12 protein-coding genes and 1 pseudogene are annotated in these 14,396 nt (G+C 68.9%); 10 read left to right on the top strand and 3 right to left on the bottom strand.

Annotation, left to right across the window (positions count from 1 at the left end):
• Together VK501_RS13990 and VK501_RS28955 are read left to right on the top strand one after the other, a co-directional pair.
• A partial coding sequence (locus tag VK501_RS13990) for a hypothetical protein (protein ID WP_324338277.1) occupies positions 1–187 on the top strand: 187 nt, incomplete at its 5' end.
• A gap of 121 nt (positions 188–308) precedes the next feature.
• Positions 309–1,304: pseudogene (locus tag VK501_RS28955) on the top strand (hypothetical protein); the annotation flags it as partial.
• Positions 1,305–1,378: 74 nt separating this feature from the next.
• Here VK501_RS28955 and VK501_RS13985 read toward each other — a convergent pair.
• Positions 1,379–1,567: a hypothetical protein gene (locus VK501_RS13985; protein WP_324338275.1), complete on the bottom strand. Its 189-nt coding sequence runs from the start codon at positions 1,565–1,567 to the stop codon at positions 1,379–1,381.
• A 37-nt stretch (positions 1,568–1,604) separates the two neighbouring features.
• On the opposite strand from VK501_RS13985, the gene VK501_RS13980 reads away from it, so the two are divergent.
• From VK501_RS13980 to VK501_RS13960, 5 genes are all read left to right on the top strand, one after another.
• On the top strand, positions 1,605–5,123 hold the full coding sequence (locus tag VK501_RS13980) for a hypothetical protein (RefSeq protein WP_324338273.1): 3,519 nt from the start codon (positions 1,605–1,607) through the stop codon (positions 5,121–5,123).
• A gap of 29 nt (positions 5,124–5,152) precedes the next feature.
• Positions 5,153–8,161, top strand: coding sequence for a hypothetical protein (locus VK501_RS13975; protein ID WP_324338271.1), 3,009 nt, complete (start codon positions 5,153–5,155; stop codon positions 8,159–8,161).
• A 155-nt stretch (positions 8,162–8,316) separates the two neighbouring features.
• A complete protein-coding gene (locus tag VK501_RS13970) occupies positions 8,317–9,192 on the top strand; it encodes a hypothetical protein (protein WP_324338269.1) in 876 nt (291 codons plus the stop codon).
• Between the two features lie 213 nt (positions 9,193–9,405).
• Positions 9,406–10,281: a hypothetical protein gene (locus VK501_RS13965; RefSeq protein WP_324338268.1), complete on the top strand. Its 876-nt coding sequence runs from the start codon at positions 9,406–9,408 to the stop codon at positions 10,279–10,281.
• Between the two features lie 189 nt (positions 10,282–10,470).
• On the top strand, positions 10,471–11,337 hold the full coding sequence (locus VK501_RS13960; RefSeq protein ID WP_324338266.1) for a hypothetical protein: 867 nt from the start codon (positions 10,471–10,473) through the stop codon (positions 11,335–11,337).
• A gap of 69 nt (positions 11,338–11,406) precedes the next feature.
• On the opposite strand, the gene VK501_RS13955 is transcribed toward VK501_RS13960, so the two are convergent.
• Positions 11,407–11,640, bottom strand: coding sequence for a helix-turn-helix transcriptional regulator (locus VK501_RS13955; protein WP_324338264.1), 234 nt, complete (start codon positions 11,638–11,640; stop codon positions 11,407–11,409).
• A gap of 233 nt (positions 11,641–11,873) precedes the next feature.
• On the opposite strand from VK501_RS13955, the gene VK501_RS13950 reads away from it, so the two are divergent.
• The 3 genes from VK501_RS13950 (at position 11,874) to VK501_RS13940 (ending at position 12,968) form a co-directional block, all read left to right on the top strand.
• On the top strand, positions 11,874–12,392 hold the full coding sequence (locus VK501_RS13950; RefSeq protein ID WP_324338262.1) for a phosphoribosyltransferase: 519 nt from the start codon (positions 11,874–11,876) through the stop codon (positions 12,390–12,392).
• A 68-nt stretch (positions 12,393–12,460) separates the two neighbouring features.
• Positions 12,461–12,586, top strand: coding sequence for a hypothetical protein (locus VK501_RS13945; protein WP_324338260.1), 126 nt, complete (start codon positions 12,461–12,463; stop codon positions 12,584–12,586).
• Between the two features lie 19 nt (positions 12,587–12,605).
• On the top strand, positions 12,606–12,968 hold the full coding sequence (locus VK501_RS13940; protein ID WP_324338258.1) for an STAS domain-containing protein: 363 nt from the start codon (positions 12,606–12,608) through the stop codon (positions 12,966–12,968).
• On the opposite strand, the gene VK501_RS13935 is transcribed toward VK501_RS13940, so the two are convergent.
• The gene (locus VK501_RS13935) at positions 12,955–14,181 is read right to left on the bottom strand and encodes a putative sugar O-methyltransferase (RefSeq protein ID WP_324338255.1); all 1,227 of its coding nucleotides are present in this window, start codon (positions 14,179–14,181) and stop codon (positions 12,955–12,957) included. The genes VK501_RS13940 and VK501_RS13935 overlap by 14 nt on opposite strands.
• Positions 14,182–14,396: the final 215 nt, after the last annotated feature.

Genomic DNA, 14,396 nt, shown 5'->3' with positions numbered 1-14,396 from the left:
CGTGCTGACGGTCAACGGGACGTCCGGCATCACCGCGACCTGGACCAACTCGGCGGCATGCCGGACGCTCATGGGCACGACGGCAGGTGGGTCCGCGTCGGCTGCTTTCGGCACGACCACCAGCCCGCCCGGCCCGCTGGGGTTCACGGTGACCTCGTCGTTCAAGCCGAACATCCAGCACAACTAGCGTCGGCCGGGCCTGACGACGCGCCTCGTTGAGGCGCGCCGGACCGGACCGGACCGACGTTTGCAGGACCGTGGCCCCGCCCTTCGGGCGGGGCCACTTGTACGTCGGTCGGGACGGCGCGATGTTGCCGGAGCCGCTCGACCGGGCTCCTCCTGCCAGGCGGCGTCGTCCGCGGGATCCCATCAGGCCGTGGAAGCGAGCGCTGTGTCCGATCGGGCTTGACTTCTGGAAACAGGGGCGGCTACGCTCGCCATCCTGCCGGGGCAAGGCGCTGCGTCCGTGCCCCGCAGCGAATGGGTCGTCGTACAAGATATGGGGTCGATGCAACGGTGAGCAACCGTTCGGAGTGGGAGGTCGGTCGTTGGGTTCGGGGCACCGCTGTCGCGGTGGTCGCGCTGGCTGGCTCCCTGGCCGCGCTCGTCGGCTGCGGCAACGACGACGGCGCCCGACCGGCGACGGTCGCCACGCCCGACCCAGTCCCCGCGCCTGCGGCCCGAGCGCTCGCCGGCCCGCGGCCGAGTCCCTCCCAGAGCACCGTCGCCTCCCGCCGCGCCCTGATCGCTGCGCGCGACCGCTGCCGGCGCCGGACGCCGGACGCGATCATCGGCCGCTACCTCGCGGCTGCCAAGCGTCGCGCTCCGCGCTCCGAGCGAGCGTTCCTCCGAAACCTCGAACGGCATCGCCGGGAGCTGAGGGAGGGTCCCGCGTATGCGCAGGCCGCCGCTCGCGTCTTCGCCATGTCACTGGACCGGGCCGCGCGCCAAGACGGCTTCGCCGGATGCAACTACGAGCTCGCCCGCCATGCGCGCCCCGCGTCTGCGGCCGGAGGCCACTCATGACGCACGACCGCAAGATCCACACCGGGCCCGCCCGGCCACAAGGAGCCATCGTGAATCGCTGGAATCGCATCATCACGCCCGTCCGCGGCGTCGTCGTCGCGGCCTCGGCCGTGATCCTCCTGGCGATCGGCGCAGGCTCCGCTGCGGCGCAGCCGGCCACCGTCGCGAACTTCTCCGGACCCGGGACCGGTGATGGCCAGCTGACCACGCCGGGGCGTGCGGCCATCGAGCGGTCCACCGGCAACGTCTTCGTCGCCGACACCGGAAACAATCGAGTGCAGGTGTTCAAGCCCAACGGCGACTACCTCACCAAGTTCTCGACCGGGCTGAATGCCCCGTCGGGCCTGGCGATCTACGAGTCCGGCGGCCAGACCGTCGTGTACGTCTCGAGCGACGGCAACGACACGATCCGCAAGTTCGACTCCGACCAGGCCTCGACCCCCGCGTTCACCCCGGCGGCCGGATTCACGAGCCCGCCTGCGGGCAACGGCCCCGGGGAGATCGGCGATTTCGCCTCGGCCATTGCGACCGATCCGGCCACCGGCAAGCTGCTGGTCGCCGACCGCGGCAACCACGTGGTGTCGCGCTACAACGCCAACGGCAGCTGGGACAACTTGTCGTTCGACGGCGCGGACTCGGGCGCCGCGTTCGCGGTGCCGCTCGACCTCGCCGTCGACTCGACCGGGGACATCATCGTGGTCGACTCGACCGGGCCGCTGACGGACCTCGTGGCTCACCTCGCCACGTCTCGCGTCGAGCGGTTCAGCTCCGGTGGTGTCTCCGAAGGCCCGGCCGCCTCGGTCCCGTACCCCGGAGCGGTCACGGTCGACCCCGACGGAGACCAGGTGATCGTCGTCGGCGACATCGACTCCGCCACCCGCAATGTCCCGCTCAGCATCAACATCTTCGCAGCCGATGGCGCGCCCGTGTCCTCAGGGACGCTGACCGGGCCGCTCTACGGCATCGCCAGCGGTCTCGTGGCGGTCGGTGGAGGTTCGGATCGGCTCTACGCGATCACCGCCTACGATCCGTTCAGCACCGACGGCCATGACCTAGGCGCTGTCGGTGGCCAGATCCTGGAGGACGTCACCCCGCCGACCCCGACGCTCGGCACGGCAACGAACGTCACGGACGCCACGGCGACGCTGAGCGGCACGGTCAACCCGGAGGGAGCCGCCACGACGTACCGCTTCGAGTACACCACGGAAGCGCTCGACTTCTGGACCACCTACCTCCCGGTGGATCCCGACGGCGACGGCGACGAGTCGGCCGGCAGCGGGAACGCCGACGTCCCGGTCTCCGTCGAGCTCACCGGACTCCACGACAGCGGCTTTGTCCTATTCCGCCTCGTCGCCACGAACCCCGCCGCGACGGTCACCACGCCAGATGACAGCTTCTTCACGCTGGACGCCGAGCCCGCCATCGTCACCGTCGGGCCGGCCACGGACATCACCACGCACGGAGCCACGCTGCAAGGCACCGTCGATGCGCGGGGCGTCGTGACCACATACCACTTCGACTACTCGCTCGACGACGGTGACACCTGGACGACCACCCCGGTTCCCGATGCCGCTGCCGGGAGCGGCTCCGGTCCGGTCGACGTCGAGGCGCCCGTGACGGGCATCGATCCGAACACCCCGGTGCGCTACCGGCTCGTCGGCCACAACAGCACCGGCAACACCGTCAGCTCCGTCGATGATCCTGATGATGAGACCTTCACGACGCTGCAGGACGCGCCCGGCGCGGTGACCGGAGCCGCGACGGACCGCACCACCAGCAGCGCGACGCTGCGGGGCACGGTGAACCCGTTCGGCCTGCAGGCGACGTACTACTTCGAGTACGGCCCGTCGGCGGACTACGGCTCGCGGGCTCCGCTTGCCCACGACTCCGTCGCCGGCAACGGCCGGCAGCCGCGCCAGGTGGCGCAGGGCATCTCCGGCCTGCAGCCGGGAACGACCTACCACTACCGGCTGGTCGCGGTGAGTACCGCCGGCAAGGCACACGGGCTCGACCGATCCTTCACGACGCCCGGCCAGGCTCCCCCGCGACGCGTCTACGAGATGGTCTCGCCGGTCGACAAGGGCGGCAAGAACATCTACGAGGCCCAGATGTTCCACGCGTCTGCGGACGGGGACTGGCTCGCCTACGGGGCCACGACGGCGCTCGACGGCAGCGAGTCGGCTCCACAGTACCCCCGCTACCTGGCGAGGCGAACCGCGTCGGGTTGGCCCTCCGTCGCGCTGGATCCGCCCCAGCCGCCGAACTACCTCGTCTTCCCGCTCAACGCCGCGACCTTGGGCGTGTCGGACGACGGGACGAAGGCCGTGGTCGCCAGCCTGAAGAAGCTCGCCGATGGGGCCGTCGAGGGCGACAGCAACGTGTATCTCCGCGATACCCGCAGCGGCGCCTACACGACGATGTTCACGACCCCGGGACCCGAGTACGCCAACGTGGCGGGGGGCTTCTCTGACACCGGTGGGGCGTTCGTGGCAGGAACGCCCGACTTCAGCCATGTCGTCATCTACGGCCAGACGAGCTCGCTCCTGCCCGGTGCCCCGCCCCGGGCTCTCTACGAATGGACCGACGGGCAACTGCGGCTTGCGTCCGTGGCGTCTGACGGCACGCCGATCAACAAGCCCATGTCCGGTGGTGGGGCTCTGATCTTGCAGCGTGAACAGCACCGTATCTCTGACGACGGGTCAAGGATCTTCGTCGTCCCGCAGTCCGGTCCGGTATGGGTACGGATCAACGGGACGACCACGGTGCCGGTCTCGGCCTCGCAGCGAACCAGCGACCTGGGGACCCTGCGCGACGCAGCGTTCGCCGGTGCGACAAGCGACGGACGGACCGCGTTCATCTTCGGCGTAAATCTGACCGACGACTCCCCCCCGGGCATCCACAGCCTGTACCGCTTCGACGTGGACACGGGCGAGCTGAAGCTGCTGACGCCGGTCGAGGCGTCGGGGCCGGGCCAAAGCACCTACGGGCTCCTGCAGACCAGTTCCGGTGGGGAATCGGTGTTCTTCACCTCGACGGCGAAACTGGCGCCCGGCGGTACCGCCGCCGCCACGAACATCTACGTCTGGCATGACGGGCAGGTTGCCCATGTCGGCAATGTGCCGGTGGGTGTTAGCTCGTTCATGTGGATGTCCAGCCCGCACGGCAAGTTCTTCACGTTCATCTCGAGTGGGGTGGCGTTGCGCTACGACGTCGACGCCGGGGTTGCGACGTGTGCGTCGTGTCGTAGCGATGGTCGCCCGTCAACGGGGCCCGCGCGCATCATGTTCGCGTCCGAGTTGGTAACCCATGGGGGGCATCATTTCCCCCAGGCGGTGACGGACGATGGGGTGGTGTTCTTCGACACACCCGATCCGTTGACGGCGAACGACTCGAACTCGAGCCGCGATGTCTACTCCTTCGACGGTGAGCAGCCGACGCTGATCAGCGCCGGAAGGGGCTCACGCGACTCCGTATTTGCCGATGCCAGTGCGGATGGTCGCGACGTGTTCTTCACCACGGCCGACCGGCTGGTTGGTCAGGACACCGACTCGGCGGTCGACGTGTACGACGCCCGTGTCGGCGGCGGCTTGGCCTCGCAGAACCCCGATCCACCCCGCGCCGCGTGCGCCGGCGAGGAGTGTGGCGATGTCGGGAGCGCGCCCAGCGTGCCGCCGGCCGCCTCGATCGAGTTCCTCGGTTCGGGCAATGGGCCGCCGCCCGACCGCGCCGGCAAGGCGTTGGCGAAGGTGAAGGTGTCGGCGACCAAGCGGACCGTGCAGGGCACGGCCTTCACGATCTCGGTGAGGGTTCCCGCCAAGGGACGCATCACGGCGTCGGGCGCCAACCTGAGGAAGGCGACGAAGACCGCGACGAAGGCCGCGACCTACAAGGTGAAGGTGTCCCTGTCGGCCAGCGGCCAGCGGAAGCTGAGAGCGGCCCGGACCATGAGCCTCAAGGTCCGTGTCGGCTACACCCCGCCGAGTGGCACCGCATCCGTTGCCACGGTGACGATCAAGCTCAAAGCGCCGACCGCCCGAGCATCCAGCAGGGCTCACCGAGCCGTGCACTCGAACACCCCGAAGACGAGCGCACGATGACGTCGCTGGTTGACAAGGAGAGGACCACGATGGCCCGGTTCACGCGCATGACGCAGTTCATCGGAGCAGCCGTTGCCTCGTCGGTGGCGGTCCTGGCTGCCACGGCGCTCGCGGCACCGGTCGCGAACGCGGCCTTCGAGATCACGAGCTTTGGCGGTTCGGCCTCGATCAATGGCGAGTTTTCGCGTCAGGCCGGTGCCCACGCCGACCTGACGACCGAGTTCAGATTCCCGGCGACGCCGGCATTGGTTCCTGTGGCCACCGCCAAGACGATCACCGTGGATCTTCCCCCCGGGGTCGTCGGCAACCCGCGCGCCGCAGCCACGTGCACGAACGCAGAGCTCGTCGGGGGAACGTTCAATGGGGTCGGCCAATCGTCGGTCTGCCCACAGGCGGCGCAGATCGGGATCGTCCGGGTCTTCACCCAACCCAACGACACGGAAGGCCTCAGGGTTGCGCTGTACAACATGGAACGGCCGCCCGATCTGCCCGGGCTGTTCGCGTTCAACCTCGCCGGTGTGACCGTCAGGATCGTGCCGAGGGTCCGGTCCACCGACTACGGCATCAGCGCGACCGCCCCGTCGGTCTCGGAGGGCATCAAGATGACCGGGACCAGGGTCGAGCTGTGGGCGGTGCCGGCCGACCCGAGCCACGATCTCGACCGGTTCGTCGGCGATTCCATGAGCAACGACAACGTCATCGGGAATCCGCCGCACCCAAGTGACGCGCCTCGTCGGCCGTTCCTGACCAATGCGACATCGTGTGACGGCAATGCCGCGGTGACGTCCGCCGAGGTGGATACGTGGCAGAACCGAGGGGTCTTCGCGACCGCGTCGTTCGACCGCGACTTCGACGGCACCCCGTTCGTCATGGAGGGCTGCGACCGCCTGCCCTTCGATCCCTCGATGACGGTTCAGCCGCTCTCGCACGAGACCGACGCTCCCACCGGGCTCAACGTCGACATCACGATCCCGCAGAGCGACGAGCCGTACGGGCTGGCGACCGCGCACCTACGCAAGGCCGTCGTTACGTTGCCGGAGGGCATGTCGGTGTCGCCGTCGTCGGCGGCCGGACTCGGCGCGTGCGCCCCGTCGCAGATCGGGATCGGGACCGATGCCCCGGTCACGTGCCCGAGCTCGTCCAAGATCGGGACGATCACGATCGACACGCCCCTGCTTGACGATCCGATCCAGGGCGACGTGATCCTCGCCAAGCAGAACGACAACCCGTTTCGCTCACTGCTGGCGCTCTACCTGGTCGCCAAGGGGCCGGGCGTCCTGCTCAAGCTCCCCGGCCGGGTCGATCCCGACCCCAAGACGGGCCGGCTTGTGGCGACGTTCGACAACAACCCACAGCTGCCGTTCACGAACCTGCACCTCGCGTTCCGCGGCGGGTCGAAGGCGTCGCTGGCCACCCCGACGGCGTGCGGCACGTACAACACCCATGCCGAGTTCACGTCGTGGGCGTCGGACACGCCGGTCTCGCTCGACACCCCGATGGTGATCGACGAGGGCTGCGGTCCGCGCGGCTTCGCACCGGCGTTCGCGGCCGGTGCCGGCAACCCGGTCGCCGGCGCCTACTCGCCGTTCACGCTGACGTTCTCCCGCAAGGACGGCGAGCAGACGCTCGGCGGCCTCGACGTCACCCTGCCGGCCGGCCTCGTCGGCAACGTCGCGAGCGTGCCGCGCTGCCCCGAGGACCAGGCCGCGACGGGCAGCTGCCCGGCGGCCTCGCGGATCGGCTACACGGAGGCCCTGGCCGGGCCCGGATCCACCCCGATGAAGATCCCGGAGGCCGGCAAGGCGCCGACCGCCGTGTACCTCAGCGGGCCGTACAAGGGCGCCCCGTTCAGCCTCAGCGTGCTTGTGCCGGCGCAGGCGGGTCCGTTCGACCTCGGCACCGTTGTCGTGCGGGCGGCGCTGTTCATCGATCCCGTGGACGCCCACGTCACCGTGAAGTCCGATCCGCTGCCGACGATCGTGGAGGGCATCCCGCTGCGCCTCCGGCAGGTCAGCATCATCGTGGACAGGCCCGGCTTCATGCTCAACCCGACGTCGTGCGCGCCCAGCGTCATCTCGGCGGCCATCTTCAGCGCCGAGGGCTCCGTCGCCAACGTCGCGTCGCGGTTCCAGGTCGGTGACTGTGCCGCTCTGGCGTTGTCGCCCAAGCTGGCGATCGACCTGACCGGCAAGGGTCAGACGACCGATGGCAAGCATCCTGGGGTCAAGGCCACGCTCACGCAGCTGGGCGGGCAGTCGAACCTGAAGAAGGTGAGCGTCAAGCTGCCCCTGTCTCTGGCGCTCGACCCCGACAACGCCCAGGCGCTGTGCGAGTTCGCCGACGGCCAGAAGGCGGAGCCGACATGCCCGAAGGGCAGCATCGTCGGGACCGCGACGGCGAGGACCCCGATCCTCGACGAACCGCTCACGGGCCCGGTGTACTTCGTCAAGAACGTCCGCTTCGACAAGAAGACGGGTGCGGCGATCAGGACGCTGCCGACGCTGGCGATCCCGCTGAAGGGCAGCGGGGTCTCGCTGATCATCCGGGCATCGAGCTCGGTGGTGAAGAACCAGCTCGTGACGACGTTCGACAACATCCCCGACGCCCCGGTGTCGGGCTTCCAGCTCAACATCGATGGCGGCAAGCACGGCATCCTGGCGGTGTCGAATGCTGACATCTGCAAGGCCTCGCAGGTCGCCAACCGCGAGATCGACGGGCAGAACAACAAGCAGGCCGACGGCTCGATCTACATGGGCACGTCGGCGTGCACGTTGAGGGTGCTGAGCTCGTCGCTGACCAAGACGGCGCTCACGGTGCGCGTGGGCGGCCTCGGAGCAGGGAAGGTCAGCGTCAGCGGGGCGGGCATCACCAAGACCACCCGCAAGGTGACCAAGTCGACCGTCGCGTCGATCACGGCCAAGCTCACGAAGGCCGGGCGCCGTCACCGGCCCACGAAGGTCAAGGTCACGTTCACGCCGGCCGGGTCGAAGAAGTCGAAGGCCATGACCGCGTCCCTCAGCCGCGCCTCGAAGAAGTAGTAGACCCATCTGCAGGGCCACCGTGGGGTCCAGAAGCACCCCACGGTGGCGGCCTTCGCACGTCTGAACGCTCTGAAGTCTGGAATAGCACTAGCTTTCGAGACGGTATTGTGTTTTAGTTGACACTCCGTCCAATTCTCAGGAGGAGAGTTCAGATGAGGAAGTCACTGCGGCCGTTGCTGGCCGCTGCCGTCTTTGCCGGTGCGGCGCTTGGCAGCGCCGCTCCGGCCATGGCTGCCGATCCCACCGGGGACTACGCGCAGTTCAAGTACTGCCCGTACACGAACCCGGCGGTCGTCTCGTGCATCGTGTCCAAGACGACGTCCGGCTCGTTCAAGCTCGGCAACGCCACCGTGCCGATCCCAGCGTCCAACCCGATCACGCTCCAGGGTGGCATCCCGGACGCAGCTTCCGGTTCGACGGCGTTCTACCCGGCCGTTGGTGCCGACACGCTGTCGAAGACCAAGCTGCAGGTCCCGGGTGGTCTGCTGGGCCTCGTCGACACCGGCGGGTTTGGTGGCGCGCTGATCACGCTGTTCAACAACGCGGTGGCGTCGGTCAACGACGTCTATGCGACGGCCGAGATCGTCGGCGCCGGCTCGTTCAACCTCAACAACGTGTTCGCTGAGGACGGCATCGCCGTGACGCTCCCGCTCCGCGTCCATCTCGAGAACCCGTTCCTCGGGTCCGGCTGCTACATCGGATCGCCGTCGCAGCCGGTGCTGCTGAAGCTGACGACAGGGACGACGGCGCCTCCGGGGCCGAACACGCCGATCACCGGCACGGCTGGTGCGGTCTCGTTCAACGACGCGTTCACCATCTCCACCGCGGCCGGCATCAAGCTGGTCGACAACGCGTTCGCCGCACCCGCGGCGAGCAACTGCGGCAACACGTTCCTGGACAAGCTCCTGGTCACGCCTGCCGTGAATCTCAAGGAGGGCCTGCCGGCCGCCGCCGGCAAGAACGCAGCGATCATGCAGGGCGAGACGAAGCTCGGCAGCAAGGACGCCGTCGTCGCCAGCATCCCGTAGTCGATGCGACCCGCCGCCTCGTCCTGATCCGATCGGCGAGGCTGGGCTCTTCGAGGGGGTCACCGCGTGCGGTGGCCCCCTCGTGGTCGTACGCGCTCCGATCGGGTGGAGCGCGACTCGGGTTTCCCACGATGTAGACCGATCACCTATGGCTATCGGAGCCGGAAACGTGGTCGTCTAGCGGCTCGTCCGTCCAATTCAGGAGGAGCAATCATGAAGAAGTCTCTGCGGCCGTTCCTGGCCGCCGCGGTCTTGGCCGTGGCGGCCGTGGGCAGCGCCGCTCCGGCGATGGCTGCGGACCCCACGGGGGACTACGCGCAGTTCAAGCACTGCCCGTACACCAACCCGGCGGTGGCGTCGTGTGTGTACTCGGTGACCGACTCGGGGTCGTTCACGCTGGGCAACGCGACCGTTCCGATCACGTCGGCGACGCCGATCGTGTTGCAGGGTGGCATTCCTGACGCCGCGTCGGGCTCGACGACGTTCTACGACGCCGTCGGGGCCGACACGCTCTCGAAGACCAAGCTGAAGGTGCCGGGCGGTCTGCTCGGCCTGGTCGACACAGGCGGGCTCGGCGGCGCGCTGATCACCCTGTTCAACAACGCGGTGGCGGCGGAGAACGACGTCTACGCGACCGCGGAGCTCGTGGGTCCGGTCACGTTCGACCTCAACAGCGTGTTCGCCGAGTCCGGCACGGCGGTGGCGTTGCCGATCCGGGTGCATCTGGAGAACCCGTTCCTGGGTTCGAGCTGCTACGTCGGCTCCACGAGCAACCCGGTGTCGCTGCATCTGACGACCGGCACGACGTCGCCGCCCGGGCCGAACACGCCGATCTCCGGCACGGCCGGGTCGATCACGTTCAACGATGACTTCACCATCAGCACGGCCGCCGGCATCAAGCTGGTCGACAACGCGTTCGCCGCCCCCGCGGCGAGCAACTGCGGCATCACGTTCCTGGACAGGCTGCTGGTCACGCCGGCCGTCAACCTCAAGGAGGGCCTGCCGGCCGCCGCCGGCAAGAACACGGCCATTCAGCAGGGAACCACGAAGCTGGGCGGCAAGGCCGCCGTCGTGGCGAGCATCCCCTAGCCGTACGAAGGACCTGCGGTCAAACAGAGCCGATAGTGGGTATGAGGAGGTCATCGTTCGCGGTGACCTCCTCGTCGTTTCCGGCTGGTTACTCGGCCAATTGGCCCAGCGCTCCACCCATCACCTATGGAAATCGCCGTGAGAATCGCGATCGTGTCTCTAAATCCTGTCCCTCCGAGAGGAGCTCTCATGAAGCAGTCCCTCCGCGGCCTGGCGGTCGCGGCCGTTGCGGCCGTCGGCCTGTCGGTCGCGGCATCGTCCGCCGTCGCCGACCCTTCCGGCGACTATGCGCAGTTCAAGTACTGCCCGTACACCAACCCCGCCGTTGCGTCGTGTGTGTACTCGGTGACCGACTCAGGGTCGTTCACGCTTGGTAGCGGGACCGTCCCGATCACGTCGGCGACGCCGATCGTGTTGCAGGGCGGCATCCCGGACGCCGCCTCGGGCTCGACGACGTTCTACGACGCCGTGGGCGCCGACACGCTCTCGAAGACGAAGCTGGAGGTCCCGGGCGGCCTGCTGGGGCTGATGGACACGGGCGGCTTCACCGGGGCGCTGATCTCCGCGTTCAACGACGCCGTCGCCGCGGTCAACGACGTTTACGCCACGGCGGAGCTCGTCGGTCCGGTCACGTTCGATCTGAACAGCCTCTTCGCCGAGGACGGCACGGCCGTGGGGCTCCCGATTCGCGTGCATCTGGAGAACCCGTTCCTGGGTCCTGACTGCTACATCGGCTCGGCCAGCGACCCGATCACGTTGCACCTGACGACGGGAACGACGTCGCCGCCTGGGCCGAATACGCCGATCAGCGGCACCGCCGGCACGATCTCGTTCAACGATGACTACACGATCACGACCGACGCCGGCGTGAAGCTGGTCGACAACGCGTTCGCCGCGCCGGCGGCGAGCAACTGCGGAACGACGCTGGTCGACAAGCTGCTGGTGACGGCAGCCGTCAACCTCAAGCAGGGCCTGCCGGCCGCCGCCGGCAAGAACACGGCCATCCAGCAGGGCACCAGCAAGCTGGCCGGCGCGGCAGCGGTGGCGGCCAGCTGACGCCGTCTCGACCGGCTGTGACCGGGGTGGGCTGTCGCCTGGAGCGGCGGCCCACCCGGCGCCGGGCGATCAGCCCTGCTCCTCGTACCTGCGCGCGATCTCCTGGACCGACACGCCGATGCCCAGCGCGAGGCGCGTCACCGCGTCCCAGCCCGGGTTGCGAACGCCCCGCTCGATGTCGGAGATGTAGGTGGGATGGAGTCCGGATCCCGCCGATACCTGCTCCTGCGTCAGTCCCCGTCCATGGCGGACGCTCTTGACGGCACGGCCAAGGCGGACCTGCGGCGCGTTGCGCTTGCTCATCGCTGGCAATTCCTCCTGTGCAGGCGGCGATTGATCGCGGCTGCTGTCCTACCGCTCCATCACTGGACCGTCGCCCTGGGGCTGGATCATAAAACACTGAGGCGTGTGCAGAGTATTGTCTTTTGCATGGTGGTCGCGCAGCGTTGCCAGATGAGGCGCTCAAGGGTCTCGCCGCCCCAGGAGCCGGTCGGTCTCATCGGCCGGTTCGTCGCGCCGCGGGCTACGCTGCATCGATGGAGGCCGCGCCCGACACCACTGCCGTTCCCACCGACCGCGAGGTCATGGCGTGGGACCAACTCGGGGTGGCCGCGAGGCATCTGGCGCACGAGGTCGTCGCCAGCGGCTACAAGCCCGACATCGTGCTCGCGATCGCGCGCGGCGGACTGCTGCCCGGTGGCGCCGTGGCCTACGCGTTGGGCGTGAAGAACTCCTGCGCCATGAACGTCGAGTTCTACACCGACGTCGACGAGCGCCTGGAGGTCCCGATGGTCCTCCCTCCGGCGCCCGAGCTGATCGACCTCGAGCACGCGCAGATGCTGATCGTCGACGACGTCGCCGACACCGGCCGCACGCTCGAGGTCGTCCAGGACTTCTGCGCGGGCAAGGTCGCCGAGGTCCGCACCGCCGTCCTCTACGAGAAGCCGCAGTCGCTGGTGAAGTGCGACTACGTGTGGCGCCGGACCGATCGCTGGATCGACTTCCCCTGGAGCGCGGAGCCGCCCGTCGAGGGCGGCGGCTCAGCGGTCGCCTAGTCGGCGCCGCCGAGCGCCGCGACGGAAGCGACGCAGCGAACCGGGGTTCGTCTCGCTCGGGTATGGGCATGATGGCGTGGCCGCGGTCATCCCGACCGCCTCAGGAGCTGCCCATGATCACCGTCCTGCTCATCATCCTGTTGATCCTCCTGCTCACCGGTGGCGGCATCGGCATCCGGCGCCGCGGGCGCTGACCGGACGACCCGCGCGATCATGAAGCGTCCGCCCGCGGTCACGATCCTCACGGGGGAGCTGGACCTTCACGCGTCCCGCTCGCTCGGTGAGCGGCTCAGCGCCCACGTGGGCGCGGGCGTCGACGGAGGTGACCTGATCCTCGACCTCACGACCGTGTCGTTCATCGACTCGGCGGCCCTCGGCGCGCTCGTCCAGGCCGACCAGCGCCTGGGGCGCCAGGGGCGCGGCATGGCCGTCATCGCGCCCGACGGCAGCCCGGCCGCCGAGCTCATCGAGCTCACGCACGTCGACCGCCAGCTCAACGTGCACACCAGCCACGAGGACGCGCAGGCGGCGCTCGCCGAGACCGACGAGGCGGCGGATCCTCCTACGCCGTCCTGATCCCGACGCCGTACACCTCCTCCACGTAGCCGCGCCGGGTCCAGGACGGCTGCCGCGCGAAGCGCTCGATCCGTTCGTAGTCACCGGCCATCTCGCTCACGACGAGCTGGGTCGGGAGGCCGTCCTGGTCTCCGACCTCCTGGTTGCAGCTGACGAACAGGCCCGTGACGTTTTCGTCCATCCACGCGAGGTAGCTTCGTGCGGCGGTCTCGGTCATCTCGGGCATGCTGTCCTGGTTGAACACGATGTCGGCCCGTGCGTCGCCGCCTTGCAGCCATTGCGGCGGAACGACCCGGACGCGTGCGCCGGCGCTGTGCTCCTCGCCGAACAGCTCGATCGCGTCCGGCCCGTAGATCCGCCCGAGGAAGTACGCCTGGAAGGCGTTCATCAGCGGGAGGTCGACGATCGTGTAGCTGCCAGGGCGATCGGCCAGCAGCCGGAGGTACCACATCGCCACGCCGCCGAAGCCACCTCCGATCTCGACGATGCGCACGCCCGGCTCCGGCGGCGGGCCGGGCAGGTGGGTACGGACCACCTCGTGGAGGCGGATCGCTGCATGGACGTGCCTCCCCGTCTCGCGGATGATGAGCCGGTCGCCGATGAGGATGCCGTACGGCGCGCCGACCCGCGGGAAGTCCAGCGAGACGCCGATGCGTTCCTCGATGCGACCGGGCAGGCGGTCGATCCCCTCGACGAACGCACGGCCTGCGAGCCCCTGCTCCGGGTTCTCGGCACGGATCGCCCCGACGGCTTCGGCGAGGGAGACCAGGCTGTCGTACGTCATGAGTGACCACGTCCGGGGGACGGCGCGGTCCTCGTAGTCGATGGGTGTGGAGATCCCGCAGAGGAACGAGCGGCGAAACAGCCACCGCAGCTGCTCTCCGACGACTTCGGGGTCCCGGCCGAGGAGCGCCGCATCAAGCCCCGAGGAGTACCGGCCGATCTTGCCCGTCCAGATCGCCGACAGGTCGCCGTAGCCCTCGTGAGCCCGCCCGTACGCGTCGATGATCCGCTGGCAGAGCTCGAGGTCGTCCTGCTCGGAGTCGCCGGGCGCGGTGAAGGTCACCGGACGGTGTGGGATGGCCACGTGCGTCGCGAAGAGCCATTGGGGCCGGGCGAGCATCTTGAGGAAGGTCGGGGCTCCGAGCCGTGAGATCACCCGTAGCCCGCGGCACATCGCCGCAAAGGCCGCCGGAGCGAGGAGTGCCCTCAAGCGGAAGTACGCTTCGTAGGCGTGCTGACGCCAGCCCACGGGCTGGGTGCCCGGGTCCGGAGGTCCGGGCGGTCGAGGTGACGCTGGTGCTGAGGATCCGGGCATGGTGAGCGACCCTAGTCGCGATGCTCTGCCCGCGGGAGGGCATCCCCTGCCAACCGGCGCGCGCACACGAATCTGTGTGCAAAGCTCCTGATTCGGGTTCGTCAACGGGG

The organism is Baekduia sp. (genome assembly GCF_035318805.1).
Lineage (GTDB): Bacteria > Actinomycetota > Thermoleophilia > Solirubrobacterales > Solirubrobacteraceae > Baekduia.
Note: the sequence above shows the minus strand (reverse complement) of the source record. Positions and strands in the feature narration are given on the sequence as shown.

Excerpts from the sequence above, each read along its gene's own strand:
- VK501_RS13970 (WP_324338269.1), top strand. The coding sequence starts at position 8,317 with ATGAGGAAGTCACTGCGGCCGTTGCTGGCCGCTGCCGTCTTTGCCGGT.
- VK501_RS13960 (WP_324338266.1), top strand. The coding sequence starts at position 10,471 with ATGAAGCAGTCCCTCCGCGGCCTGGCGGTCGCGGCCGTTGCGGCCGTC.
- VK501_RS13975 (WP_324338271.1), top strand. The coding sequence starts at position 5,153 with ATGGCCCGGTTCACGCGCATGACGCAGTTCATCGGAGCAGCCGTTGCC.
- VK501_RS13940 (WP_324338258.1), top strand. The coding sequence starts at position 12,606 with ATGAAGCGTCCGCCCGCGGTCACGATCCTCACGGGGGAGCTGGACCTT.
- VK501_RS13950 (WP_324338262.1), top strand. The coding sequence starts at position 11,874 with ATGGAGGCCGCGCCCGACACCACTGCCGTTCCCACCGACCGCGAGGTC.
- VK501_RS13945 (WP_324338260.1), top strand. The coding sequence starts at position 12,461 with ATGATGGCGTGGCCGCGGTCATCCCGACCGCCTCAGGAGCTGCCCATG.
- VK501_RS13955 (WP_324338264.1), bottom strand. The coding sequence starts at position 11,640 with ATGAGCAAGCGCAACGCGCCGCAGGTCCGCCTTGGCCGTGCCGTCAAG.
- VK501_RS13965 (WP_324338268.1), top strand. The coding sequence starts at position 9,406 with ATGAAGAAGTCTCTGCGGCCGTTCCTGGCCGCCGCGGTCTTGGCCGTG.